General features: G+C 68.9%; 19 protein-coding genes and 1 pseudogene. 10 read left to right on the top strand and 10 right to left on the bottom strand.

What is annotated here, in order from left to right; translation table 11 throughout:
- The 5 genes from ACZ6DT_RS32085 (at position 1) to smc (ending at position 8,314) form a co-directional block, all read left to right on the top strand.
- Complete coding sequence (locus ACZ6DT_RS32085) at positions 1–2,586, top strand: DUF4118 domain-containing protein (protein WP_465602329.1); 2,586 nt, start codon at positions 1–3, stop codon at positions 2,584–2,586.
- Positions 2,583–3,284, top strand: a complete 702-nt coding sequence (locus ACZ6DT_RS32080; protein ID WP_465602327.1) for a response regulator — start codon at positions 2,583–2,585, stop codon at positions 3,282–3,284. Before ACZ6DT_RS32085 ends, ACZ6DT_RS32080 begins: the two co-directional genes overlap by 4 nt.
- 236 nt (positions 3,285–3,520) lie before the next feature.
- The gene (locus ACZ6DT_RS32075; protein WP_465602326.1) at positions 3,521–4,054 is read left to right on the top strand and encodes a hypothetical protein; all 534 of its coding nucleotides are present in this window, start codon (positions 3,521–3,523) and stop codon (positions 4,052–4,054) included.
- A gap of 275 nt (positions 4,055–4,329) precedes the next feature.
- Positions 4,330–4,626: an acylphosphatase gene (locus tag ACZ6DT_RS32070; RefSeq protein ID WP_199748882.1), complete on the top strand. Its 297-nt coding sequence runs from the start codon at positions 4,330–4,332 to the stop codon at positions 4,624–4,626.
- An 88-nt stretch (positions 4,627–4,714) separates the two neighbouring features.
- A complete protein-coding gene (smc, locus tag ACZ6DT_RS32065) occupies positions 4,715–8,314 on the top strand; it encodes a chromosome segregation protein SMC (protein WP_465602324.1) in 3,600 nt (1,199 codons plus the stop codon).
- Positions 8,315–8,385: 71 nt separating this feature from the next.
- Here the strand turns inward: smc and ACZ6DT_RS32060 are convergent, their stop codons facing one another.
- Both ACZ6DT_RS32060 and ACZ6DT_RS32055 read right to left on the bottom strand, forming a co-directional pair.
- On the bottom strand, positions 8,386–9,969 hold the full coding sequence (locus ACZ6DT_RS32060; protein WP_465602322.1) for a sodium:solute symporter: 1,584 nt from the start codon (positions 9,967–9,969) through the stop codon (positions 8,386–8,388).
- A 9-nt stretch (positions 9,970–9,978) separates the two neighbouring features.
- Positions 9,979–11,187 carry an anhydro-N-acetylmuramic acid kinase gene (locus ACZ6DT_RS32055; protein ID WP_465602320.1) on the bottom strand — a complete coding sequence of 403 codons (1,209 nt, stop codon included), beginning with the start codon at positions 11,185–11,187 and terminating at the stop codon, positions 9,979–9,981.
- A 151-nt stretch (positions 11,188–11,338) separates the two neighbouring features.
- Here ACZ6DT_RS32055 and ftsY point away from each other — a divergent pair, with 151 nt between their 5' ends.
- Positions 11,339–12,652 carry a signal recognition particle-docking protein FtsY gene (gene ftsY / locus ACZ6DT_RS32050; RefSeq protein ID WP_465602318.1) on the top strand — a complete coding sequence of 438 codons (1,314 nt, stop codon included), beginning with the start codon at positions 11,339–11,341 and terminating at the stop codon, positions 12,650–12,652.
- A 67-nt stretch (positions 12,653–12,719) separates the two neighbouring features.
- Here the strand turns inward: ftsY and ACZ6DT_RS32045 are convergent, their stop codons facing one another.
- Positions 12,720–14,219 carry an MFS transporter gene (locus ACZ6DT_RS32045; RefSeq protein ID WP_465602316.1) on the bottom strand — a complete coding sequence of 500 codons (1,500 nt, stop codon included), beginning with the start codon at positions 14,217–14,219 and terminating at the stop codon, positions 12,720–12,722.
- A 107-nt stretch (positions 14,220–14,326) separates the two neighbouring features.
- On the opposite strand from ACZ6DT_RS32045, the gene ACZ6DT_RS32040 reads away from it, so the two are divergent.
- The gene (locus ACZ6DT_RS32040) at positions 14,327–15,058 is read left to right on the top strand and encodes a TetR/AcrR family transcriptional regulator (protein WP_465602314.1); all 732 of its coding nucleotides are present in this window, start codon (positions 14,327–14,329) and stop codon (positions 15,056–15,058) included.
- On the opposite strand, the gene ACZ6DT_RS32035 is transcribed toward ACZ6DT_RS32040, so the two are convergent.
- Positions 15,048–15,824 (bottom strand): IclR family transcriptional regulator, encoded by a 777-nt coding sequence (locus ACZ6DT_RS32035; RefSeq protein WP_007031313.1) that lies wholly within the window; start codon positions 15,822–15,824, stop codon positions 15,048–15,050. The two genes, ACZ6DT_RS32040 and ACZ6DT_RS32035, sit on opposite strands and share 11 nt — an antisense overlap.
- Before the next feature lie 122 nt (positions 15,825–15,946).
- On the opposite strand from ACZ6DT_RS32035, the gene aceB reads away from it, so the two are divergent.
- Positions 15,947–17,524, top strand: coding sequence for a malate synthase A (aceB, locus tag ACZ6DT_RS32030; RefSeq protein WP_465602312.1), 1,578 nt, complete (start codon positions 15,947–15,949; stop codon positions 17,522–17,524).
- 4 nt (positions 17,525–17,528) lie between these two features.
- The gene (locus tag ACZ6DT_RS32025) at positions 17,529–18,725 is read left to right on the top strand and encodes a DUF6986 family protein (protein WP_465602310.1); all 1,197 of its coding nucleotides are present in this window, start codon (positions 17,529–17,531) and stop codon (positions 18,723–18,725) included.
- Here ACZ6DT_RS32025 and wzt read toward each other — a convergent pair.
- Positions 18,704–19,450 carry a galactan export ABC transporter ATP-binding subunit Wzt/RfbE gene (gene wzt / locus ACZ6DT_RS32020; RefSeq protein ID WP_465602308.1) on the bottom strand — a complete coding sequence of 249 codons (747 nt, stop codon included), beginning with the start codon at positions 19,448–19,450 and terminating at the stop codon, positions 18,704–18,706. The two genes, ACZ6DT_RS32025 and wzt, sit on opposite strands and share 22 nt — an antisense overlap.
- Before the next feature lie 73 nt (positions 19,451–19,523).
- On the opposite strand from wzt, the gene ACZ6DT_RS32015 reads away from it, so the two are divergent.
- Complete coding sequence (locus tag ACZ6DT_RS32015) at positions 19,524–20,153, top strand: TetR/AcrR family transcriptional regulator (RefSeq protein ID WP_465602306.1); 630 nt, start codon at positions 19,524–19,526, stop codon at positions 20,151–20,153.
- Positions 20,154–20,691: 538 nt separating this feature from the next.
- Here the strand turns inward: ACZ6DT_RS32015 and ACZ6DT_RS32010 are convergent.
- From ACZ6DT_RS32010 to ACZ6DT_RS31990, 5 genes and pseudogenes are all read right to left on the bottom strand, one after another.
- Positions 20,692–21,950: pseudogene (locus ACZ6DT_RS32010) on the bottom strand (HNH endonuclease signature motif containing protein).
- A 147-nt stretch (positions 21,951–22,097) separates the two neighbouring features.
- Positions 22,098–22,583 carry a GNAT family N-acetyltransferase gene (locus ACZ6DT_RS32005; RefSeq protein WP_465602304.1) on the bottom strand — a complete coding sequence of 162 codons (486 nt, stop codon included), beginning with the start codon at positions 22,581–22,583 and terminating at the stop codon, positions 22,098–22,100.
- 35 nt (positions 22,584–22,618) lie between these two features.
- Positions 22,619–23,233: a DsbA family protein gene (locus ACZ6DT_RS32000; RefSeq protein ID WP_465602303.1), complete on the bottom strand. Its 615-nt coding sequence runs from the start codon at positions 23,231–23,233 to the stop codon at positions 22,619–22,621.
- Positions 23,234–23,269: 36 nt separating this feature from the next.
- Positions 23,270–23,752, bottom strand: coding sequence for a MarR family winged helix-turn-helix transcriptional regulator (locus ACZ6DT_RS31995; RefSeq protein WP_125786544.1), 483 nt, complete (start codon positions 23,750–23,752; stop codon positions 23,270–23,272).
- Between the two features lies 1 nt (position 23,753).
- On the bottom strand, positions 23,754–25,175 hold the full coding sequence (locus ACZ6DT_RS31990) for a PucR family transcriptional regulator (RefSeq protein WP_465602301.1): 1,422 nt from the start codon (positions 25,173–25,175) through the stop codon (positions 23,754–23,756).
- Positions 25,176–25,224: the final 49 nt, after the last annotated feature.

Below are 25,224 nucleotides of genomic sequence, written 5' to 3'. Positions count from 1 at the left end.
GTGGACGAGAACACGACCAAGCCGCGCCGGGGTGAGCTGAGGATCTACCTCGGCGCGGCCCCGGGCGTCGGCAAGACCTACGCGATGCTGGGCGAGGCGCGACGCCGCCTCGACCGGGGCACCGACGTGGTCGTCGGCCTGGTCGAAACGCACGGGCGGAAGAAGACCGCGGAACTCGTCGACGGGCTCGAGACGGTGCCGCGCCGCCGGTCCGCCCACCGGGACCACGAGTTCGAGGAGATGGACCTCGACGCGTTGCTCGCCCGTGCCCCCGAGGTCGCCGTGGTCGACGAACTCGCCCACACCAACGTGCCGGGATCGCGCAACGAGAAACGCTGGCAGGACATCGACGAGCTGCTCGACGCCGGGATCGACGTCCTCTCCACGGTCAACGTGCAGCATCTGCAGAGCCTCAACGACGTCGTCGAGCGGATCACCGGCGTCACCCAGCAGGAGACGGTGCCCGACGAGGTCGTGCGGCGCGCCGAGCAGCTGGAGCTGGTCGACATCACGCCCGAAGCACTGCGACGGCGTCTGGCGCACGGCAACGTCTACCCGGCCGAGCGGATCGACGCGGCGCTGGGCAACTACTTCCGGCCCGGCAACCTCACCGCGCTGCGGGAGCTCGCGCTGCTGTGGGTCGCCGACCAGGTCGACGTGGCGTTGCAGCGATACCGGGCCGAGCAGAAGATCACCGACACGTGGGAAGCACGCGAACGGGTGGTCGTGTCCATCACCGGCGGCCCGGAAAGCGAGACGCTGATCCGCCGCGCGAGCCGCATCGCGAACCGCGCGGGCGCCGAACTGCAGGTGCTGCACATCCTGCGCGGCGACGGGCTCGCCGGAATGGGGCCGACGGCGGTCGGCAAGTACCGGAAGCTGGCCGAAGAGGTCGGCGCGACCTTCCACACCGTCGTCGGCGACGACGTGCCGACGGCGCTGCTCGACTTCGCGCGCGGGGTGAACGCGACCCAGCTGGTGGTCGGGACCTCGCGGCGGTCGCGGGTGGCGCGGTTGTTCGACGAGGGCATCGGCGCGGCCGTGGTCCAGCGGTCCGGCCCGATCGACGTCCACATGGTCACGCACGCCCAAGCGGGTGGACGGCTGCGCGCCCGGTTCAATCGGAGCCCGCTCGCGCCTTCGCGACGGCTGGCAGGCTGGGCGCTCGCCGTCGTCCTGCCCGTCCTGGCGACGGTGCTCGGCGTCCTGCTGGAGGAGCAGCTCGACTTCTCGACCGACATGGTCGCCTACATGCTGGCGACGGTGCTCGTCGCGCTCGTGGGCGGGCTCGGGCCCGCGCTGCTCGCGGCGGTGGTCTCGGCCGGGTTGCTGAACTTCTTCTTCACCCCGCCGCTGTACACCCTGACCGTCCACGAACCGCGCAACGTGATCACGCTGGTCGCGATGGTGCTGGTGGCGATCCTCGTCGCGGCGGTCGTCGACACCGCCGCCCGGCGCGCGGCGCAGGCGGCACGGGCGCGGACCGAGGCGGCGCTGCTCGCCTCGTACGCGCGGACAGTGCTCACGCACACCAACCCGATCGAGCGGCTGCTGGAGAAGGTCCGCGAGAATTTCGGCCTGACTTCGGTGACCCTGCTGGAAAAGCGGGACGGGAAGTGGAAACGGGTGGCGAGTGCCGGCGCGGATCCCTGCGCCGACCCGGATCAGGCCGACGCCGACATCGCGGTCACCGCCGACGTCCACCTGACGCTGCGGGGCCGCGCGCTGCCCGCGTCGGACCGGGGAGTGCTCGAAGCCGTCGCGGGGCAAGCGCTGCTGGCCTTGCGGCAGCAGCGGACGGCGAAGGCGGCCGTCCGGGCCGAACGCAAGGCCGAGGCGACCGAACTGCGCACGGCCCTCCTGTCTGCCGTGGGCCATGACCTCCGTACTCCGCTGACGTCCATCAAGGCGTCCATCGGCAGCCTGCGCGCGACCGACATCTCACTGTCCGAAGAGGACACCGACGAGCTGCTCGAGGCGATCGAGGAATCGGCGGACCGGCTCGCCGGGTTGATCGACAACCTGCTCGACTCGTCGCGGTTGGCGACCGGCGCGGTGCGCCCGCACCTGCGCCCGGTCGGCTACGACGAGGTGGTCTCACACGCCTTGTCCAATGTGGACAACTCGGCTTCGGTCGTGGTCGCGATCGACTCACGGCTGCCATCGGTGTGCGCCGATCCCGGGCTGCTGGAACGGGTCGTGGCGAACGTGATCGACAACGCGCTGCGGCACGGGAGGTCGCGCGAGCCGGTCTCGGCCCGCGCCAGCACGCATTCGGACCATGTCGAGCTGCGCATCGTCGATCACGGGCGCGGGCTCAAGAAGGGCACCGCGGACTCGGCGTTCGCGCCGTTCCAGCGGCTCGGGGGAGATCGGGACAGCGTGCCCGGCGTGGGACTGGGGCTGTCGGTCGCCAAGGGGTTCACCGAGGCGATGGGCGGGCGGATCCGGGCGGAGGACACGCCCGGCGGCGGACTCACCGTCGTCATCTCGCTGCCCGCATATGTTGGTCAGGATCCGGAAAAGAGCCTCCTCGCGTTCGACGACGAGGGTCTGGAGAACGAAGAGGAGGAGCGAGTGCGATGAGCGCAGACACCGCGTCGGCGACCGTCCTGGTCGTCGACGACGAACCGCAGATCGTGCGAGCCCTGCGGATCAACCTGTCGGCCCGCGGCTACAAGGTGATCACCGCGCACGACGGGACGGCCGCGCTGAAGGCCGTCGCCGAGACCAAACCCGACGTCGTCGTCCTCGACCTCGGCCTGCCCGACCTCGACGGCACCGAGGTGATCGCCGGCCTGCGCGGCTGGACGACGGTGCCGATCATCGTGCTGTCCGCGCGCGGCGACTCGGCCGACAAGGTCGAGGCCCTCGACGCCGGCGCCGACGACTACGTCACCAAACCCTTCGGCATGGACGAACTGCTGGCGCGGCTCCGCGCCGCCGTCCGGCGATCGGCGTCGTCCGGTGTGGACGGTGCGGACGCGGTGGTGGACACGGGATCGTTCCGCATCGACCTGGCGGCGAAGAAGGTGCGCCGGGACGGCAAGGAAGTACACCTCACCAAGACCGAATGGGGTGTGCTGGAGCTGCTGGTGCGCAACCGCGGCCGCCTGGTGGCGCAGAAACAACTGCTGCACGAGGTGTGGGGACCGAGCTACGAGACCGAATCGCACTACCTGCGGGTGTACCTGGCGCAGTTGCGGCGGAAGCTCGAACCGGAACCCTCGCGGCCGCGGCACCTGCTGACGGAACCGGGGATGGGGTACCGCTTCGAAATGTGAGCTCTTCGGGCAGGCTCGCCCGCCGCCACCCGTCCCGCGGGAATGCCATGAACGGTCCGTTCCTGGCAAATTTCGCAAGGAACGGACCGTTCATGGCGCGTGGGTGACCGTCGAAGCGCCGCAAGTAGGTGGCTGTCGCGACCACGCCCCAAAGTAGTGAAGGCCTCCTTTCCTACCCTCAAGGTAGGCAAGGAGGCCTTCACGGACCAAAGGCTTACTGGGCGCTGCTTGCGGAGATGCCGGAGGTGCTGGACCGGCCCGGCGAAGAGTCGGGGGCGCCACTGGTGCTGGAGCCGCCACCCGTGGTGGTAGTGGTCGCCGGAGGGGTTCCGGTCGAAGTCTCCGGCGGAGTGCTCGGCGGCGGCGTCGTCTTCGTCGAGCTGGGTGGCAGCTTCGTCGGCGTGGGGTTCGGGTTCGGCCCCGGGCCGGGACCAGGGCCCGGGTTCGGGTTCGGGTTCGGCGGCGCGATCGGCGGAGGCGGCATGACGACGCTCGTCGTCTCCTTGCCGTCCGGGCCGACCGAGGTCACCGTGGTCGGCGGCGCCGTCGAGCTGGAGGGCGCGCCGGGGATCGGCGAACCGCTGACGGTCATCGGGCCGCCGGGGACGGCGTTGCCCGGGATCACCTGCGCGCCGGCGGGGGCGATGCCCTGTCCGCCGCCGGGGCCGCCGGTGCCGCCCGCGGTGGCGGAGACGCCGGGACTCGCGAGTTCGGCGATCGCGGCGAAGGCCGTCGCCACCACGAGGCCGCTGACGCCGAGTACGGCGTAGCCGGCGCGGTTGAGCTTGCCGGTGGCGCCGCGCGGGGGTGCCACGGACACGCGTGCGCTCGGATCAGACCCGTCGGGACGGGGCATGTGCTGGCTCCTCGGATGGGGGACTTCGGGGAGTGCGAGACGGCAGACGAGTATGCCAAGCCGCCTCCGGCTACCCGGGCGAGGTAGCCCGAGTGGGGACCCGGCGCGGAGATTATCACCGCTGCTCAACCGTCTGCGAACGACAGCGAACGTGGTGTTCACCCTCCGCGTTCATGCGCATGGTGCACGATGGGGAATGTGAGTGAAGAAGTAACGCACATCAGGCTGACCGCGTGGGTGCACGGCCGCGTGCAGGGTGTCGGTTTCCGCTGGTGGACCCGCAGTCGGGCGCTTGAGCTGGGGTTGGCGGGCAGCGCGGCCAATCTGGCCGACGGGCGTGTCGAGGTGATAGCGGAGGGTGTTCGTGAACACTGTGAGCGGCTTTTGACGGCTTTGCGGTCCGGGGAATCACCCGGAAGTGTGGATCACGTCGTCGAGCGGTGGTCGCCCGCGAAAGGCGGGCTTCGCGGGTTCGTGGAGCGCTGAGGCCCCGCGTCCCACGATCACCGTGAGCACACAGGTAGCCTGGGTCGATTGAAAGACCGGTTCCCGCAGCCAGAGGGGTCAGCACGACGTGCACCTGAAGAGCCTGACGCTCAAGGGCTTCAAGTCCTTCGCCTCGGCGACGACGTTGCGTTTCGAGCCGGGTATCACCTGTGTGGTCGGACCGAACGGCTCCGGCAAGTCGAACGTCCTCGACGCGCTCCGCTGGGTCATGGGCACCCAGGGCGCGAAGGACCTGCGCGGCGGCAAGATGGAGGACGTCATCTTCGCCGGGACCGCCGGCCGTGCCCCGCTCGGGCGCGCCGAGGTCACCCTCACCATCGACAACGCCGACGGCGCGCTGCCCATCGAGTACTCCGAGGTGTCGATCACCCGCCGGATGTTCCGTGACGGCGCGAGCGAATACGAGATCAACGGCGACCGCTGCCGTCTGATGGACGTGCAGGAACTGCTGTCGGACTCCGGTATCGGCCGCGAGATGCACGTCATCGTCGGGCAGGGTCAGCTTTCGGCGATCCTCGAATCCAAGCCCGAGGAGCGCCGCGCCTTCATCGAGGAGGCCGCCGGTGTCCTCAAGCACCGCAAGCGCAAGGAACAGACCCTGCGCAAGCTCGCGAACATGCAGGGCAACCTCGACCGCCTCGGCGATCTCACCACCGAGCTCCGCCGTCAGCTCAAACCGCTGGGCAAGCAGGCCGAGATCGCCCGCAAGGCGCAGTGGGTGCAGTCCGAACTACGCGACGCGCGGCTGCGGCTGTTCGCCCACGACCTGGTCACCCAGCGCGATGGCCTCGCCAAGGAAGAGGCCGACGAGCGCGTCGCCCGCCAGCGGCGCGCCGAAGTCGAGCAGACACTGGAGATCGTCGCCGCCGAGGAGGCCGAGCTCGAAGCGTCGCTCGCCGAGGACGCGCCGAAGCTGGCCGCCGCACAGGAGACCTGGTACAAGCTTTCCGCACTGACGGAGCGGTTGCGCGGTACCGTGCGGCTCGCGCTGGAGCGTCAGCGGCACCTGTCGTCCGACGTGCAGCAGGCGAGCACCGGCCGCGACCCCGACGAGCTGCTCGCCGAGGCCGAGCAGGTCGCCGAGCGGGAGCAGGAGCTCAACGAGGCCGTCGCCGAGGCCCGGATGATGCTTTCGGAGACCGTCCAGCGGCGTGAGCGGCTCGAACACCTCGTCCAGGCCGCCGAGCGGGCGCATATGGCCGCGGTCCGCGCGATCGCCGACCGCAGGGAAGGGCTCGCGAAGCTCTCCGGTCAGGTCGAGGCACTGCGCAGCAAGAACGGCGCCACCTCCGACGAGATCGACAGGCTCACCGTGTCGCTCGAAGAGGCCGCCGAGCGGGCGGAGATCGCCGTCGAGGAACTCGAAGAGGCCAAGGCCGCGGGTGGTGTCGAGGAATCCGACGACTCCGACCTCCAGGCCCACCACGACCGCGCGGTGGAGGCCAACAACGCCGCCAAGGCGCGGGTCGAGGAGCTGGTCAAGGCCGAGCGGGCCGCCGAACGCGAGATAGCGTCGGAGAAGGCTCGCGTCGAGGCGCTCTCGATGGGCCTGCGCCGCAAGGACGGTGCCGGCGCGCTGCTCGGCGCGCAGCACGAACTGCCGGGTCTGCTCGGCTCGGTGGCCGCGCTGCTCACCGTCGAGGCCGGCCACGAGGTCGCGCTGGCCGCCGCGCTCGGCCCCGTCGCCGACGCGGTCGCGGTCAACGGCGGTGAAGACGCGCTCGCCGCGTTGAAGTTCTTGAAAGACAACGACTCCGGCCGCGCGGGTATCCTGCTCGGCGCACTGGAGTCCACTGTGGACACCAGTGCGTGGCCGTCGCTGCCCGAGGGCGCGCGCTGGGCACGCGAAGTCGTCACGGCGCCGCCCGCGTTGCGCTCGGCCGTCGAGCACGCGCTCGACCGGGTGGCCATTGTGGACGGTCTGGAATCCGCGCGCCGTCTCGTCGAGGTCCATCCCGGGGTCAGCACGGTCACACCGGAGGGTGACGTCTTCGGGGCCCGCTGGGCGGTCGGCGGTTCGGCCCGGAGCGAGAGCGTCATCGAGGTGCAGGCCGCGGTCGACGAGGCGGGCGATCGGCTGAACGCCGCCGAGCGCGCGCTGGAACGCACCGCCGCGGAACTCGAAGGCGCCCGTGCCGGACAGGCCGCCCGGCGCGAAGAGGTCGGCAGGGCCAAGGAAGCGCTCGGGGACGCGAAGGTCCGCAAGGCCCGCTCGTCCGAGCGTCTGAACCGGATGCAGCAGGCCGCCCGTGCCGCGCAGGCGGAAATGGACCGGCTGAGCAACCAGCGCGCCAAGGTCGAGCAGAGCCGCGAAGAAGCGCTGCGGCAGCTCGCCGAACTCGAAGAGCGCCTGGCCGCCGTCGCCGAACAGGAAGTCGACGAGGATCCGGACACCGACGAGCGCGACCAGGCCGCCGAGGACCTCGGCACGGTCCGCCAGGAGGAGATGGAATCCCGGCTCGCGCTGCGCACCGCCGAGGAGCGCGCGCGGAGTATCCAGGGCAAGGCCGAATCGCTCCGCCGCGCCGCGCATGCCGAGCAGCAGGCGCGTGAACGCGCCGAAAAGTCCAGGGCCGCGCGGAAACGCGGCGCCGAGATCGCCAACGCGGTGGTCAACGGCGGCGAGATCGCGCTGGAGCGCATCGAGGTCTCCGTGCAGCGCGCCGCCCGCGAACGGGACGAGGCGCAGGCGCAGCGGCAGTCGCGGGAGACCGCGCTGACCCAGGTCCGCAGCAAGGTCCGGGAGCTGACCGGCGAGCTGGAGAAGCTCACCGACGCCGTCCACCGCGACGAGGTGCTGCGCGCCGAGCAGCGGCTGCGGCTGGAACAGCTCGAAACCAAGATCGCCGAGGACTTCGGGATCGGCCTCGAGGACCTCGTCGCCGAGTACGGCCCGGACGTTCCCGTGCCGCCGAGCGCGGGGGAAATGGCCGAGTACGAGGCCGCCAAGGAACGCGGCGAGGACGTGACCCCGCCGCCGCCCATGCCGTTCGACCGCGACACGCAGGCCCGCCGGGCGAAGCGCGCGGAGAAGGACCTGAGCCTGCTGGGCAAGGTCAACCCGTTGGCGCTGGAGGAGTTCGCGGCGCTGGAGGAGCGGTACAAGTTCCTCTCGACCCAGCTCGAGGACCTCAAGGACACCCGTAAGGACCTCGAAGCCGTCATCAAGCAGGTCGACGAGAAGATCCTCGAGGTCTTCGAGTCGGCGTACGAGGACGTCGCGCGCGAGTTCGAGACCGTGTTCAGCGTGCTGTTCCCGGGCGGCGAGGGGCGCATGGTGCTCACCCAGCCCAACGACCTGCTCTCCACCGGCGTCGACGTCGAAGCGCGGCCGCCGGGTAAGAAGGTCAAGCGGCTCTCGCTGCTCTCCGGTGGCGAGAAGTCGCTCGTCGCCGTCGGCATGTTGGTGGCGATCTTCCGCGCCCGGCCTTCGCCCTTCTACGTCATGGACGAGGTCGAGGCCGCGCTCGACGACACCAACATGCGACGGTTGATCGGGCTGCTGGAGCAGCTGCGGGACTCCTCGCAGCTGATCATCATCACCCACCAGAAGCCGACCATGGAGATCGCCGACGCGCTGTACGGCGTTTCGATGCAGGGCGACGGCATCACGAAGGTGATCTCGCAGCGGCTGCGGACGTCCGAAGAGGACCCTGTTCCCGCTTAGCGCATGCTAGGAACGGTCCGTTCCTTGCGAAATTTGCAAGGAACGGACCGTTCCTAGCGTTCGAAAGGGGGTTAAACCGGTGTCGACTCCTTCACGTCCGGCTCCGCCAGCGGATCCACACTCCCGTGCCGCAGCGACAGCAACCCGCCCACCACGAGCGTGATCACCACGCCGCACAACGTGTACCAGGGCCATGCCAGCGCCACCGTGTTCCCCGACGACTTGCCGAAGTCGACCCCGATCAGACTGCCGTCCGGTTTGTTGAATTTCACGCCCAAGATGATGAAGGCCATCACGATCACCGTCGACGCGAACGCCACGATCGCGTCCACCTGCCTCGCCCGTTTGAACAGCAGGCCCAGCAGGAACGCGCCGAGCAACGCGCCGTAGGTGTACCCGGTGATGCCGAGCGCCTGCACCACGATCGGGTCGGCCGAGGTCTTGTTGGAGGAGGCGAAGAAGCCCGCGCACAGGATCAGCGCGCCCGCCCAGACGATCGTCCAGATCCGGCCGTGCTTCAGCCGGTCGGCTTCCGGCAGCTGCCTGCCGATCACCCGTTCGTAGACGTCGGTCACCGTCGAGGAGGCCAGCGCGCCGAGCGAAGAACTCAGTGCGGCGGCGAGGATCCCGGCGATCACGAAACCGGACAGGCCGCTCGGCAGGTCGTTCACGATGAAGTTCGCGAACAGTTCGTCCTTGTTGGCCAGCCCGAGACCTTCCGGCTTCGGCTTCGTCGGGGCCAGGCCGTTGTAGAGCGCCCACAGCAGCACGCCGATGAACAGGAACAGCGCGAACTGGATGAACACCACGAAACCACTGGCGACCAAGGCCTTCCGCGCGGCACGCAGGTCGTTGGTGGCCTGGAGGCGCTGCACGATCAGCTGGTCCGAGCCGTGCGAGGCCATCGAGAGCACGGCGCCACCGATCAACGCGGTGAAGAACGCGTACTGCCCGGTGAGCATGTTCGAGGAGAAGTCGAAGATCTGGAACTTGTTCGCGTCGACGGCTTTTCCGAACCAGCCGTCCGGCAGCCTGCTGGAGATCGCCCAGATCACCACGACCGCGCCGAGGATGTACCAGAGCATTTGGATCGCGTCGACCCAGACGACCGCGCGGACCCCGCCGAAGAAGCTGTAGACCACCATCGCGATACCGAGTCCGATGACGATGGTCCAGTACGAGACGCTCAAACCGTAGGCGGCGAGCACCACCTTGATCGGGATCGCGGTGGCGAACAGCCGGATACCGTCGGCCAGTGTGCGGGTGAGCAGGAAGGTCACCGACGCGGTGCCCTGCAGCCCGTTGCCGAACCGTTTGCCCAGGAAGGCGTACGCGGTGACGAGGTTGCCTGCCACGTAGCGGGGCAACAGCACCATCGACACCACGATCCGGCCGGCGATGTAGCCGACCGCCAGCGCCAGGTACGTCATCCCGCCTTCACCCGGGGTGGCGATGTAGGCCACGGTCGGCACGGAGAGCACGGTGAGGGTGGACGTCTCCGCGGAGACCACCGAGAGGCAAGCCACCCACCACGAGATCTTGCCTTCGCCGACGAAGTAGTCGGAGCCGGATTTCTGTTTGCCGCCGATCCAGATGCCCAGCAGGGGCATCCCGACCAGAAAAAGCCCGATGATCGCGAGGTCAAGTGCGCGCATCCGTATCTCCTATCGCTCGCCGGTCGTCGCCGCTACCCGTAGCCGGGTCACGGTTGAGGTATGCGGGGCGGGGAGCCGCAGGGGCCCCGCACCCGGGGTGATGCTGCCGAGCAGCCGGTCGCCGCGGGCACCGGTCGCCGACGGGAGGTTCCCGGGGACACCGGACCAGGTCAGCCAGCCCAGCAGAATGGTCAGGTATGCCTCTTTGCCCGCACGTGGTAGCCCGTGGTCGTCGCTGGTTTTCAGCGCCGCCCCCGGCAGATTCCTGGCGAGCGAGGCCATCAGGGCCGGGTTGTCGGCGCCGCCGCCGGAGACGATCACCGTGGCGACCCGGTGGCGACGGCATTCCGCGGCGATCGTCACCGCGGTCAGTTCGGTCAGCGTCGCCAGCAGGTCTTCCGCGCCGACCGGCGGAAGACCGTCGAGCGCCGCGTCGAGATACGCGGCGTGGAACAATTCCTTACCGGTGGACTTCGGCGGCGCGGCCGCGTAATACGGGTCGAGCAGGAGTTTCGCCAGCAGATCGGGCCGTACGTTCCCGCGCAGGGCGAGTGCCCCGCCGATGTCGGCACGCAGTCCGGTGACGCGGTGCGCGGCGATGTCCATCAACGCGTTGCCGGGGCCGGTGTCGTAGGCAAGCACGGCACCGCTCGCGGGGACCACGGTGATGTTCGCGATCCCGCCGATGTTCAGTGCCGCGACCGGGCCGGAAGCGGTCATTTCCCGTAACCACAACGCGTCCAGCGTGCTGGCGAGCGGTGCGCCGTGCCCGCCGGCGGCGACGTCGCGGACGCGCAGGTCGGCCACCACCGGCAGTCCGGTGCGCTCGGCGATCCACGCCGGATTCCCCAGTTGCAGCGTGCCGCGGGCGGTGCCGTCCTCGACCCAGTGGAACACCGTCTGGCCCAGCGAGGCGACGACGTCCGCGGTACCGCCGGCCAATTCCTCGACGCCACGCGCGGCGGCCTCGCCGAAGGCCTGGCCCACCAGGGTGTCGAGTTTCGTGAGCTGTTCGGCGCTACAGGGATTCGGCGGCAGGGCGTCGAGCAAGGCGTCGCGGAGCGTTTCGGGATACGGGACTTCGAGCCCGCCGAGCGGGGAGAGCACCACGGTATCCCCGTCGGCGCGCAGTTCGGCGGCCGCCACGTCGATCCCGTCGATCGACGTGCCGGAGATGAGTCCGATCACCCGGACCCCAGTGCCGGAGAAAACCGTCATTCGGGTGGTCTAGCCCTCGATCCGGAGGCCGCGCAAGCAACACTGTTTCTTCTTGTCCGAAATGAGTCCTATCCAGTGGGTGCTTGACAAGATCGGCTCGCTTCCCGTGGGGCGTCTGAACGCGACGGTATGCGGATGCGAGGATGGCGCCGTGTCGAGTACCCCCTGGTTCTGGATCGTTGTCGTTGCCGTCGTGGTCCTGGTCGCCGTTCTGGTGGCCGGGCTGTTCATCGCGCGCCGCCGCCGGATCAGCCTGGACGAGTCCAAGGCTGCCGATGTCGTCGAGAAGCCGAAGGGCGGCGGCTATGCCGCGACAGGCGGGATCGCGCTCGTCCCCGGTGGTGAGAAGACCGAAGAAGCCGAGGAACCCGGGCATCCGGTCGAGGATCGCCCGGAGGCCGACGGCCAGCCCGCCGTCGGCGACGACGCCTCGGTGCCGAGGGATTCCGCGCAGCGCACGGTGCGCGACGTCGAACTTCCCGAACCGGCCGAAGAGGCGGCGCCCGCTCCCGCGCCCGCCGACGAGATCGCCCCGGCCACCGGACGCCTGGAGCGCCTGCGCGGCAGACTGGGCAAGTCCCGTTCGATGTTCGGGCAGAGCCTGCTCGGCCTGCTGGGCGCCGGTGACCTGGACGAGGACTCCTGGCAGGACGTCGAAGACACGCTGCTCATGGCGGACCTGGGTGCCGCGACGACCACCGAGATCGTCGAGCGCCTTCGTGGCGAGCTGAAGCGTCGCGCCGTGCGGACCTCCGAGGAAGCGCGCGCGGTGTTGCAGGAGGTGCTGACCTCCGCCCTGTCGACCGACGCGGTCCGGGCCGTCCGCGCGCTGCCGCACCTTGTCGACGGCGTGAAGCAGCCCGCCGTCGTGCTGGTCGCCGGGGTCAACGGCACCGGCAAGACCACCACCACCGGCAAACTCGCCAGGGTGCTCGTCGCGCAGGGGAGCACCGTGGTGCTCGGCGCGGCCGACACCTTCCGCGCCGCCGCGGCGGACCAGTTGCAGACGTGGGCCGAGCGCGTGGGCGCGGAGGTCGTCCGCGGCAAGGAAGGCGCGGACCCGGCGGCGGTCGCGTTCGACGCCGTCAAACGCGGCATCGAGGCGGGCGTGGACGCCGTCCTGGTCGACACCGCCGGCCGTCTGCACACCAAGACCGGTCTGATGGACGAGCTGGGCAAGGTCAAGCGAGTCGTCGAGAAGCAGGCGAAGGTCGACGAGGTGCTGCTGGTGCTCGACGCCACCACCGGGCAGAACGGGCTGATGCAGGCCCGCGTGTTCTCGGAGGTCATCGACGTCACCGGCATCGTGCTGACCAAGTTGGACGGCACGGCGAAGGGCGGCATCGTCTTCCAGGTGCAGCGCGAACTCGGGGTGCCGGTCAAGCTGGTCGGTCTCGGCGAGGGGCCGGACGACCTGGCGCCGTTCGAGCCGGGCGCGTTCGTCGAGGCCCTGCTCAGCAACTAGCCCGGAAACGCTATGAACGGTCCGTTACTTGCAAAATTTGCAAGTAACGGACCGTTCATGGCGCGCGTCAGGCCGTGACAGGGACGTTCTCGTCGGTCGAAACCGGGGCGGGCTTCTTGTCCCGCAACACCAGGAACGCGACCACCGCCGCGGCCAGTACGCCCACGGCGCTCACGAGGAACGTCGTCGACATCGCCGAGGTGAACGACTCGCGGGCCGCGGTGATGAGCCCGCCGTCACCGGTGGCGAAGGCGTCACCGATCGAAAGCCGAGCCTGCGCCGGGGCGGACTCGGGCATCTGCGCGGTGAACAGGCTCGACACGACGCTGCCCAGGATCGCGATGCCGAGCGCGGCGCCCAGTTGCTGGATGGTGTCGTTGAGCGCGGAGCCGACGCCGGCCTGCTCCTCCGGCACCTCGCCCATCAGTGCCGCGATCGCCGCCGGCATCGCCAATCCGCCGCCCGCGCCGAGCAGGAAGAGCGCGGCCGCCGGCAGCAGGAAGCCTTCGTGCGCCGACAGCGTCGCGAGCATGCCGAACCCGGCGGCCATCACGATCATCCCGGCGGTGGTCAGCGCTCGGTTGCCGATTTTCTGGCCCAGCGTGGCGCCGAGGGTGTTGCAGAGCAGCGCCGCGACGGCCATCGGGATGAAGGCCAGGCCAGCCTGGGTCGGGGTGTAGCCGAGCACGAACTGCAGGTACTGGGTCAGGAGCAGCAGCAGGCCGCCGTTGCCGATCTGCACGAGCGTGAGCGACAGGCTGCCGCCACTGAAGTTGCGCTTGCGGAACAGCTTCAGCGGGACCATCGGCGAAGGCGTATGCCGCTCCCAGAGCACGAAGCCGATCAGGCTCACCACCGCGATCGCCAGCGGGACGAGGGTTCCGGCCTCGGTGATGCCGTGTTTGGGCAGTTCGATGATCGTCCAGACCAGCGCCGTCATGCCGGTGGCGGAAAGGATCGCGCCGAGCGGGTCCGGTTTCTGCCACGGGCCCTTGGATTCCGGCATCAGCGTGAGCGCGGCGATCACCGCGATGACGACGATCGGCACGTTGATCAGGAACACCGCGCCCCACCAGAACCAGGCGATCAGCACGCCGCCCAGTACCGGGCCGCCGATCATGCCGAGCATCGCGACCGCGCTCCACGCCGCCATCGCCTTGCGGCGCTCCTCTTCGTCGAAGACGGTGATGAGGATCGACAGGGTGCTCGGCATGATCAGCGCGCCGCCGACACCCATCACCGCTCGCGACAGGATCAGCTCGAGCGGGTTCGCGGCGAACGCGGCGACGAGTGAGGCCACCCCGAACAGGACGAGCCCGATGAGCATCACCTTCCGGCGCCCGAACCGGTCTCCGAGGCTGCCCGAGGTGAGCAGCAGGCCCGCGAACACGAGGATGTAGGAGTCCAGGATCCACTGCGTGTCCTGGGCGCTCGCCCCGAGGTCTCCGGCCAGCGGCGGCACGGCGACCGTCAGCACCATGTTGTCCACGACCAGCACGAGCGTGCTCAGGCACAGCACGATCAGGATCCACCAGCGGCGTGGATCGCGTGTGGGCGATTCGTTCATCGGGATACCCCCAGAAGAGTCTGCGTACGTTGTTCCGTTGTTGCGCACACTGTACGCAGATGGAAACGCCGTACGCAAGGGGGTACTTCGTGCGCTAGGGTGGAGGCATGTCCGTGGAAGAACAGCCGATCCAGTCGGTGTGGACCCGTCCTCGACGGAAGCGGGATCAGCCCGCGCTGAGTCAGGCGCAGATCGTCGCCGAGGCCGTCCGGCTCCTGGATGTCGAAGGTGTCGACGCGCTGAGCATGCGCAGGCTCGGCACCGCGCTGAACGCGGGCGCGACCTCGCTCTACCGGCATGTGGCGAATCGCGACGAGCTGATCGAGCTGGTCGTCGACGAGGTCTACGGCGAGATCACCGTGCCGGACGGCGATGATCCGGCTCGGTGGCGGGAAGCGGCCGTCGTGGGCGCGGAAAGCGTCCGCGCGATGATCCTGCGGCACCCGTGGGTCGCTTCACTGCTCGGCTCGGTCGGCCTGTCGTACCTCGGGCCGAACGTCATGCGGCTCAACGAGCGGCTGCTGGCCGTCTTCGTGGCCGCGGGATTCCCCGGCGACGAGGCGGATCAGGCGATCAGCGCGGTGATCTCGTACGTCATCGGCATGGGGGCGACCGAGGCGGCCTGGCTCACGGCCGTCGCGAAGAGCGGCCAGAGCGAACCTGAGTGGGCGCAGCGACTGCGCCCCGCCGTCGAGGAGGCGGCACGGGACCACCCGCACCAGCGGGAGATGCTCGCCAGGGCCGCCGTCGAAACCGATCCGGTCCGGCTTCGTGACGAGAAGTTCCGCTACGGGCTGGAAAGGATGCTCGACGGCTTGGAGACCAGGCTCAAACGGTGACCCCGTCCCGCGAAAGGGTCGAGCCGAGCGAGGTCGCGATCCGCTGGACGACCGGCGCGATCCGCTCGACGGCCTCCATCGTGAGCCGTCCCGAAGGCCCGGACACCGAGACCGCCGCCGGCACCGGCGCGCCCGGGACCGCGACGGCCACGCAGCGGACGCCCAGTTCCTGCTCCGCTTCGTCGAGCGCGTAACCCTGCTGGGCGATTTTCGCCAGCTCACGCAGGAGCGCGTCCTGGTCGGTGAAGGTGTGCTCGGTGTAGGACGGCATGCCTGTCCGGGCGAGCAGCGCCGTGACGTCGTCGGAGGGAAGATGCGCGAGCATCGCCTTCCCCACGCCGGTGCCGTGCGGCAAGAGACGCCGTCCGACCTCGGTGAACATCCGCATCGAGTGCTTCGACGGCACCTGCGCGACGTAGACGACCTCGTCCCGCTCCAGCACCGCGAGGTTCGCGGTCTCGCCGACCTCGTCGACCAGTTCCGCGAGCAGCGGCCGTGCCCACGAGCCGAACTGCATGCTGGCGTTCTCACCCAGCCGGATGAGCCGGGCGCCCAGCGCGTACCGGCGGTTGGTGTTCTGCCGGACGTAGCCCAGGTCCACCAGTGTCCTGATCAGCCGGTGGATGGTCGGCATCGGCAGTCCGGACAGCGTCGCCAGCTCCGAAAGGCTGGCCTCGCCGCCGGTGTCCGCGAGATGTTCGAGGAGCTCGAAGGCCCGCTGAAGGGACTGGACGCCGCCGTCGCGCCCGTTCTTCTCCGCTGCCACCGTGGTACTCCTTACGTCCGCGTTGATGTTCCGCTATGCAGAAACTATAGTCCGTCAGGTAAAACCGTAGGGACGTCTTGTATTAGGGATGTCACTGTTTATCCGAACTCGGGGTGTTGCTCATGTCTGAAGCTCAGGTGCTCGGCGATCCGGTCGAGCGCGGGGACGAAATCCTCACGCCGGAGGCGCTCGCCTTCCTCGCCGGCCTGCACGAGGCCTTCGCCGCCCGCCGTGACGAGCTGCTGCAGGCCAGGGGCAAGCGCCGGGAGGAGGCCAGGACCACCGGCAAACTCGATTTCCTGCCCGAGACCAAGGAGATCCGCGAGGGCGACTGGAAGGTGGCCGAGGCCCCGCCCGCGCTGCGCGACCGCCGCGTCGAGATCACCGGTCCGACCGACCGCAAGATGACCATCAACGCGCTGAACTCCGGTGCCAAGGTCTGGCTCGCCGACCTCGAGGACGCCAACACGCCGCACTGGGCGAACGTCGTCTCCGGCCAGGTCAACCTGTACGACGCGGTTCGCGAGACCATCACGCTGGAGAGCGGCGGCAAGAGCTACGCGCTGAAGGACGATGTCGAGCACGCGACCATCGTCGTCCGCCCGCGCGGCTGGCACCTCGACGAGCGTGGCCTGTCCTTCGCCGGACGCCAGGCCGTCGGCGCGCTGGTCGACTTCGGCCTGTACTTCTTCCACAACGCGCAGGAGCTGCTCAACCGCGGCAAAGGCCCGTACTTCTACCTGCCGAAGATGGAGAGCCACCTCGAAGCGCGGCTCTGGAACGACGTTTTCACCCACGCGGAGAAGACACTCGGCATCTCCCGCGGCACCGTCCGCGCGACCGTGCTGATCGAGACCATCCCGGCCGCGTTCGAGATGGAGGAGATCCTCTACGAACTGCGCGAGCACGCCTCCGGCCTGAACGCCGGCCGCTGGGACTACCTGTTCAGCGTCATCAAGTACTTCCGCGACGCGGGTGAGAAGTTCGTGCTGCCGGACCGCAACTCGGTCACCATGACCGCGCCGTTCATGCGCGCGTACACCGAACTTCTGGTGCGCACCTGCCACAAGCGGGGCGCGTTCGCGATCGGCGGCATGGCCGCGTTCATCCCGAACCGCAAGGACCCGGAGGTCACCGCGGCCGCGCTCGACAAGGTCCGCGCCGACAAGAGCCGCGAGGCGGGCGACGGCTTCGACGGTTCCTGGGTCGCGCACCCCGGCATGGTGGACATCTGCCGCGAGGAGTTCGACAAGGTCCTCGGCGACAAGCCGAACCAGCTCGACCGCACCCGCGACGAGGTGTCCGTCACCGCCGACCAGCTCCTCGACGCGGCTTCGACGCCGGGTGGCGCCACCGCGGCCGGTCTGCGTGCCGCCGTCGACGTCGGCATCCGCTACATCGCCTCCTGGCTGAGCGGGAACGGCGCGGCGGCCATCCACAACCTGATGGAGGACGCGGCGACCGCGGAGATCTCGCGTTCGCAGGTGTGGCAGTGGGTGCGCAACGGCACGCGGCTCGACACCGGAGACAAGGTCACCGAAGAGCTGGTGCGCGGTGTTTTGACCGAAATCCGTCAGGAACTGGCCGCCGAGATCAAGCCGGAACTGCTGGAGCCCGCCGTCGAGCTGTTCGAGCAGGTCGCGCTCGCCGACGAGTTCCCGGACTTCCTGACCCTGCCCGCCTACGAACGGATCAAGTAGACAGATGGGGAACGGGCGGCTCACCGAGGACGTTTACACCGCCGCTGACGCGCGTCTGGCCGAGGCCGATGCGCGCGTCGCGGCCAAGTATCCCGGTGAGCCGCCCGGCCGCCGGCCCGTGCACACCGTGTACGTGCCGGCGTCGCAGTACAAGACGAGGCTCGTGGCGGACTGGGGCAAGCGGGCCCTGCGGGTCTTCGGCGAGCACGCCGATCAACTGGGTCTGGACGCGGACATCGCCGGCCGGGTCCGGACCAAACTCCTCACCGAGCCGATCGAGGATCTGCGGATCGACTTCGAGGACGGCCTCGGCAGACCGGGCGACGACGAGGAGGACGCCGTCGCGCTCGCCGCGGGGCGGACCCTCGCCGTCACGGGCGGAACGCCGTTCGTCGGCATCCGGTTCAAGAGCTTCGAACAGGCGACCCGCCGTCGCGGCATCCGCACACTCGACCTTTTTCTGGCCGGGTTGCTGGAAAGCGGCCCGCTGCCCGAAGGCTTCGTCGTCACGCTGCCGAAGGTGACCGCTGTCGAACAGGTCGCAGTGGCGGCGGATGTCTTGGAGCGCCTCGAATCCGCGTACGGCCTGTCCGACGGCACCCTGCGGTTCGAGGTCCAGATCGAGACCGCGCAGTCCATTGTGGACCTCGACGGGACGGTGGCGGTGCCGCGGATCATCGAAGCCGCGCGCGGGCGCTGTTCGGGGCTGCACTACGGGACCTACGACTACAGTGCCGGGCTCGGGATCAGCGCCGAGTACCAGAGCATGGAGCATCCGGCCGCCGACTTCGCCAAGCAGCTCATGCAGGTTTCGGCCGCGGGGACCGGCGTCCGCCTTTCGGATGGCTCGACGAACAAGCTGCCCGTCGGCGACGCGATCCTTCCCGCCTGGCGCGAGCATCTGCGACTGGTGCGGCGATCCCTGGAACGCGGCTTCTACCAGGGCTGGGACCTGCACCCGCACCAGCTGCCGACCCGGTTCGCCGCCACCTACGCGTTCTTCCGCGAGGGCTTCCCGGCGGCGCTGGGCCGGTTGCGGGACTACGCGGACCAGACCGGGCGCGGGGTCTTGGACGAACCGGCGACCGCGCAGGCTCTGGCGAGCTTCCTGTTGCGCGGGCTGGATTGCGGAGCCTTGGATGCGGGGGAGCTTTCGTTCTCCCGGGCGGAGCTGGACGGTTACGCGCGGCGCGCCTCGTGATACGCGGCGAGGACTTCGTCGAGTGGACCTCGGGTCCGGATGCGGCCCTCGTCCATCCAGAGTGCAGTGGTGCACAGTTCGCGCAGTAGCTCGTCGGCGTGCGAGGCGAACACCAGCACCCCGGAGCGGCGGGCGAGGTCGACCAGCCGTTCGCGGGCCTTGGCAAGGAACGCGGCGTCGATCGCGCCGAGTCCCTCGTCGAGGATGAGGATCTCGGGGTCGATGGTGGTCACCACGCCGAGGGCGAGCCGCACTCGCATGCCGGCGGAGTAGGTGCGCAGGGGCATGCTCAGGTAATCGCCGAGTTCGGTGAACTCGGCGATGTCATCGACCCGTTTCGCCATCTCCTTGCGCGACATGCCGAGGAACAGGCCCCGGATCAGGATGTTCTCGTGGCCCGAGACCTCGGGATCCAGCCCCACGCCGAGGTCGAACACCGGCGCGATCCTGCCGACGACCCGCGCGCTACCCCGCGTCGGTTCGTAGATGCCGGACAGCAGCCGCAGCAGAGTGGACTTCCCGGCGCCGTTGTGCCCGATCAGGCCGACTCGGTCGCCGTGGCTCAGTGACAGCGAGATATCCCGCAGGGCCTCGATGATCGGGACCTTCGCGTCGGTGCCGATGTTGCCGCCGACCTTGCCGAGCACCTGTTTCTTGAGTGACCGGGTCTTGGCGTCGAAGATCGGGAAATCGACGTAGGCGCCCTCTACCTCGATGCTCACCATGGCGCTGCCTCCTTTGTCGGGAAAATGCGAACGAAAGTTATCATTCGCATCTGGGTGCGGTAACGTGCGCCCGGTGAGCCAGCCATCCGTCGATCAGGGCTTCCGCCCGCCACAGCAGGCCCGGAGCCGGGAGTCCTTGCAGAAGGTGCTGGCCGCGGCCGAGCACGTACTGGCAGCCCAAGGCATCGAGGAGTTCACCGTCGGGGCCGTCGCCGAGCGGGCGGGGATGTCGGTGGGCACGATCTATCGCCGGTTCGTGGGGAAGAACCAGCTGCTGTACGCGGTCAAGGATCAGTTGCTCGGGCAGTTGGAGGCTGGTGTCGGCGAAGCGCTTCGCTCCGCGGAGCCCGGACTGAACGGTGTCGTGGGCGCGTTCACACAGGCTTTGGCGCGGACCTTCGCCCGGCACGACCGGATCTTCCCCGAACTGCTCGACAGTCAGCGCGCCGAGGGACGCGAACGTGGTCTCCAAGCGCTGGCCACTATCCAGCGCGATTTCGTGGACGCGGCTCAGCCTTGTCTTGGGGAGATTCGCCGGTCGGACGGGCAGCGGGCGATCCGCATGGTGAGCCGGACGATCATCGGATCGTGTGTGCACCGGGCCGCCAGTGGCCGGTATTGGCCCGATGACTTGAGCTGGGACGTTTGGGCGAGTGAGACGACCGAGATGGCGTTGGCTTACCTGGGGCCGGAGTCTGTTTAGTGCGGTGTCCTTCAGGGCGGCCGCGTCCAGTCGTTCCGCATTTAGTCCTCTCGATGCGGGCAATGCGGGACCGTGTGGATTTTGGTGCGTTGGATGACCCGAAATCCACACGGTCGTGCGTGATCGGTCCGGTCACGCGGGTCGCTTCGGTCGGGGGTTTTGTTGGCTCTGGATCGTCGTTCCGTGAAGGGCCCCTTGAGGGACTCTGGGTCTCTCAAGGGGGCCTTCACGGAACGGGCACATCCCCACGAGGCTCAGCGGTACCGGCAGTCACAACTTGAGCGCGTGAAGGACCCCTTCCTGTGCCTGGGCACAAGGAAGGGGTCCTTCACGTACTTCGAGCGGGCAGAGGTGGGGCTCGTCCGGGAGACTCGCCATCTCCAAGTCGGCATCCTGTCGTGAGATGAGGGCGCCGCAGATCACGAGAAGGTGCCTAAACAAGGGCCGCTGGAACACGCTCCCTTGGCCCACGGTCGTCCTCCGGGCATGCCGAGGGGCCCGTCGCCGGTGTGGCTGGCGGGCTCCTCGGGCATGCGGGTCAGGTATGGGTGCGGTGGAGGGTGTTGCGGCGGGGTTTTCGGAGCGGATCTCGGTATTGGGGTGGGATGAACTCGGGTAACCCGTCGGTGGCCATCCGGACTTGCCAATCACCGTGGTGGATCAGCCGGTGGTGGAAACCGCACAGCAGCACGAGATTCCGGAGATCGGTGGGGCCTCCGTCTGCCCAGTGCTGAATATGGTGTGCGTGGCAATTCTTCGGCCGCCGGTGGCAGCCGGGGAACGCGCAGCCGCCATCCCGAATGTTGAGGGCTCGTCTCTGGCCGGGGGTGACGAACCGTCGCAACCGCCCCACATCCAAGGGTTCACCGGCGGCGCTCATCACGACCGGCAGCATCAGGCAGTCGCAGGCAGCAAGGCGGGCCTCGCGGGCGGTCATGGTCCCGACGAAGTCGAGGCAGGCAGTCCTGAGACCGGATTTGAGTTCGTCGAGTCCGATGGTGACATGCAGCAGAGTGCGGTAGCCGTTGGTCCCGGGTTGGTCGGGGCAGGCGATCGCGAGGTCGAGGATGTCGACCCAGGCGTCGCCCATGCGTTCGCATTTCATCCGGAGATCGGCTTGGCCGAACTCGTCCACCGGGCGTGGTTGCGCGTAGGCCTCGAGCGCGGCGGCGGTGCGGGCACCGGTTTCGTCGTCGAGAAGACCGGTCAGTTTCCAGTAACCGTCTTTGCGGCGCTCCAGGGTGATTTCGCGGCGTGGTTGGGCGGGTTCGGGGTCTTTCGGTTCGTTGCCGTCTGGGTCGAGCCAGGCGAGAAGGTTCTGCTCGGCGTCGGCGAGTTGGCGGGGTCCGGCGTCGCGGGCGAGGGTGGCGAGGATCTTCTCCGCACTCGCCCGATCCTCACCCGAGGTATCGGCCGGAAGCTTCTTCAAAATTTCCAGGATCTGGTCGATCCGCTCATTCCCGACCTGTCCTTCGGCGGCGACAGCGGCGGTGGCGGGTGCGACAGCGGAACTTCGGTGCCGTCCAGAGCGCGCGTCGGGTTCAGGGCGATGGCCCGGTTCACCACCGCACCCGCCTCACCAACCGACAACCCCGCTATATCCGCGAACCAGTTCGCGGTACGGCCATAGCCGTACAAGTCTTTGACGCCACGAGATTCGATCTCCGCCAGGAATTGTCCCAGTCCGGCGGTGGCCATCCTGATCACCTACAAGGACTGTTGCACGCCATGGGCAAGCTCCAGCTTGCCGGCGTGCCACAGCTCCTGCGGCAACTCGGGAAGGAAGGTCTCGGACACCCCTCAAGAATACCGCAAAACAATCGAACAAGCGTTCGTAATTTTAAGCGACAGCGAAATCGAACGAACAACACCGAAGGGTGAATCGCTGGGACGGGACCCAGTACTCTACGGTGATCGACGCAATTAGTCGGCTAATTGCGAAATTCAAGCAACCGTCTTCACGTAACGCCGACAGGGCGCCGAAATCAGCCCATCCAGGCCGGGGACGCGGTTGTCGAACTCGCCCTCGTCAACCCACCCGCACCGCTCGTAAAACCGCCGCGCTCGGGCATTCCCGGGCACCACCGCGAGCCAAGCGCGCGAATGGCCGCCTGTGCTCACCAGTCGTTCGGCTTCCGCGAGCAGCACGCCGGCCACTCCACTCCCGCGATGGTCCGACGAAACGTAGACCTGTTCGACCTCGTTGCCGACGACCATCACGAAACCCGCCACCTCGCCACCCATCACGGCGACGGTCGTGTCGCCGACCTGTTGCGCCGCCCGGGTCCAGAACGACTCGCGGGTGCGGATGCGGACGAGCTCGTCGGGCACGTTGCCGAGGTGGCCGTCCTGCCAGCCGTGGTACCAGATTTTCGCGACGGCGTCGGCGTCCGCGGACGTCGCCGCCCGGAGCACTGCGGAGGTAGACATGGCGCCAGTTTAACGGGCGAGAGTCGACTGATTCCTCAGGAAACCAGCGCGCCGATCCGCCGCTCCGCCTCGTCCGCGCTCGCGTTTCCGGCGACCAGCGTCACGACCCGTTCCCCCTCGTCGGTGGGCAAGGCGGCGAGCAGGGTCGGGTATCCGGTGACGCCCAATTCCCGCGCCCGCCGGAAATCGGCCGCCGCGGAAACCCGGTCCAGCGCGGTCTCGACGGCGTCTCCGTCCAGTCCCGCCCGCTGCGCGACCACGCGATAGGTCGAGACCTCGGACAGGCTCAGGCCATCGAGATAGAAGGCCTCCTGCAACAAGGCCGCGAGCCGCACCGCGCGGTCCGGCGCGACCTCGCGCAACGCCGCCATCCCGTGGGCGGCGGCCTCGGAGTCCATGACGAAGTCGCCGTCCGCGATGAGCCGTTCGTAACTTTCCCCGAACGGCGCGCCGGTCAGGCGGGTGATCTCGGCGTTGGCTCCTTGGACGTAGCCGAATTGCCGGATCGGTACGCGGCGCCCGCCGAGGAACAGGCCGCCGGACACCACTTCGACCGGTAGGTCCGGATGCCGGTGCGCGACGTCGGCCATGGTCCTGGCGAAGCCGTAGGACCAGCCGCAGTACGCGTCGAAGACATAGATGAGCCTCATGTCGAGCTCCAACGATGCCTGAGCAGTCAGGTATTCCTATCGGAGCTTGGGGAGTGCGTCACGTGCCGAATGGCTCAGCGTCCGCAGGTCCTGGGTGAACTGTTCACGGTGATCGGCGGGCAGCGGGTCGAGGAACTGCCGCTGGATGTTCTCGACGTGCACCCGCGCGGCCCGCACGGTCGTCTCCTCGCCCTTGCCCGTCAGCCGGACGAGTTGCACGCGGCGGTCTTCGGGATCGTTGGCGCGCACGACGAGGCCGAGCGTCGTCATCCGGTCGACCAGGCGGGTCGCACCACCGGTGGTCAGCACCTGCTCCTGCGCGATCGCGCGCATGCTCATCCCGGCCTCGCCCGACCGGCCGACGATCAGCAGTACTTCGAACATCAGATGCGAGATCCCGCATTCGGCCTCCAGCGCGCGGCCGAGCAGGTATTCGAGCCGGTTCGCCGCGCCCATCATCCGCCCGAAGGCGACGACACGCGGGTCGTAGGCGGCTTCTTTCGCCGTGGTGATGCCCATTTCAGCTCCCTGCCGACAAGGCCAAATAGACGTCGAGCTGTTCGGTGAACTCGGTCAGGTCGGTGCCGAGCAGTTCGCTGGCCCGGCCGATCCGGTACCGCAAGGTGTTGACGTGGATATGCAGCGCCCGCGCGGCCCGCGTCGGGGAGCCGGAACATTCGAGGAAGACGCGCAAGGTGTGCACCAGATCGGTGCCCTGTTCGGCGTCGTAACTCAGCAGCGGGCCCAGCACCCGTCGCCGCAACGCCGCCCGGAGATCGTCGGGCGCGCCTGCCAGCAGCAGCCGGTGCATGCCGATCTCGCCGCCGGGGATTACTTCGATCGTGCCGGGGCGTTCCGCCGCGACGGCCAGCGCGTAGCGCGCGACCTCTTTCGCGCCCCGCAGCACGGAGACCGGGGAACGGTCGCTGATTCCGATCAGCACCCGGCGGCACGGCAGCAGTGACGCGACTCCTGTCAGGGTGGTCGTCACCGTCGCGGGCCAGTCTTCCGGCCATTCGCCGTCGTCCTCGGCCACGGCCCAGGTCGTTTCCCCCGCGGGCCCGACGAGGGCGCCCGGAGGCAGTAATTCGGTCAGGATCCCGCGTGCCGCTTCGGATCCCTCGGCGCGGGCGACGACGACGCGCAGATCGCCGCGCAGCCCGGTCGCGGTCAGCGCCGCGTGCGGATCGCTTCCCTCGTCGAGGGCGGCGAGCAGCGGTTCGAGCACCCTGTCGGTGACCGCGCGGACCTGGTCCGCTCGCGTACGCGCCAGCCCGATCAATCCGGCGAGTTCCTCGGCGATCTCGGCCTGGGCGGCCGTGAGCGCGCCGCCGATCGCGAGCAGCCACGGCACCGCGTGCCTGCCGCCGATCGGCCGCACGGTGACGTCGTCCGCCTCCAGGGAGCGTCCGCCCGCGGCGACGAACCGCCGCACCAGATCCGACGGCGTCCCGGCGGGTACCACCCAGCAGGGGAGGCCGATCTCCTCGCGTGCCCGCTCCAGCAGTGTTTCCACCGACGCGTCTTCCGTCGCCGCTGAAAGCAAACGTTTGCGGGCGCTTTCCGCGGCCGCGGCCAACGCCAGTACCACCCGTTCGGTGACGACGGAGAACGACAGGTCCGCCGGCACCTCCAGCAACGGAATTCCGTGTCGCGTGCAGGCTTCGACGAGGTCCACGGGGATTCCGTCGGAATCCGCTCCGGAAGCCGCGAGCGCCGCCGCCCCGGCCTTCGCCAGCGCGGCGACGAAAGCCTCGGAATCACCCGGACCGCGCCACCACAGCAACCCGCTCAGGACGAATTCGCCCGCCGACACGTACCGCCCCGGGTCGGGCAGTTCGGTGACGTAGATCCGGGACACCGGACGGTCGAGCAGAGCCGTCCCGGCGCGGACGCGCAAGCGCAGCCCGGGTAACGCGAGCAGAGTCTTCACGGTCGTCATCAGGTTTGTAGGAAAGCACAAAACGACCCGGCCGGGCAGGGGAGATTTC

Source organism: Amycolatopsis sp. NPDC041971 (assembly GCF_055588925.1).
Note: the sequence above shows the minus strand (reverse complement) of the source record. Positions and strands in the feature narration are given on the sequence as shown.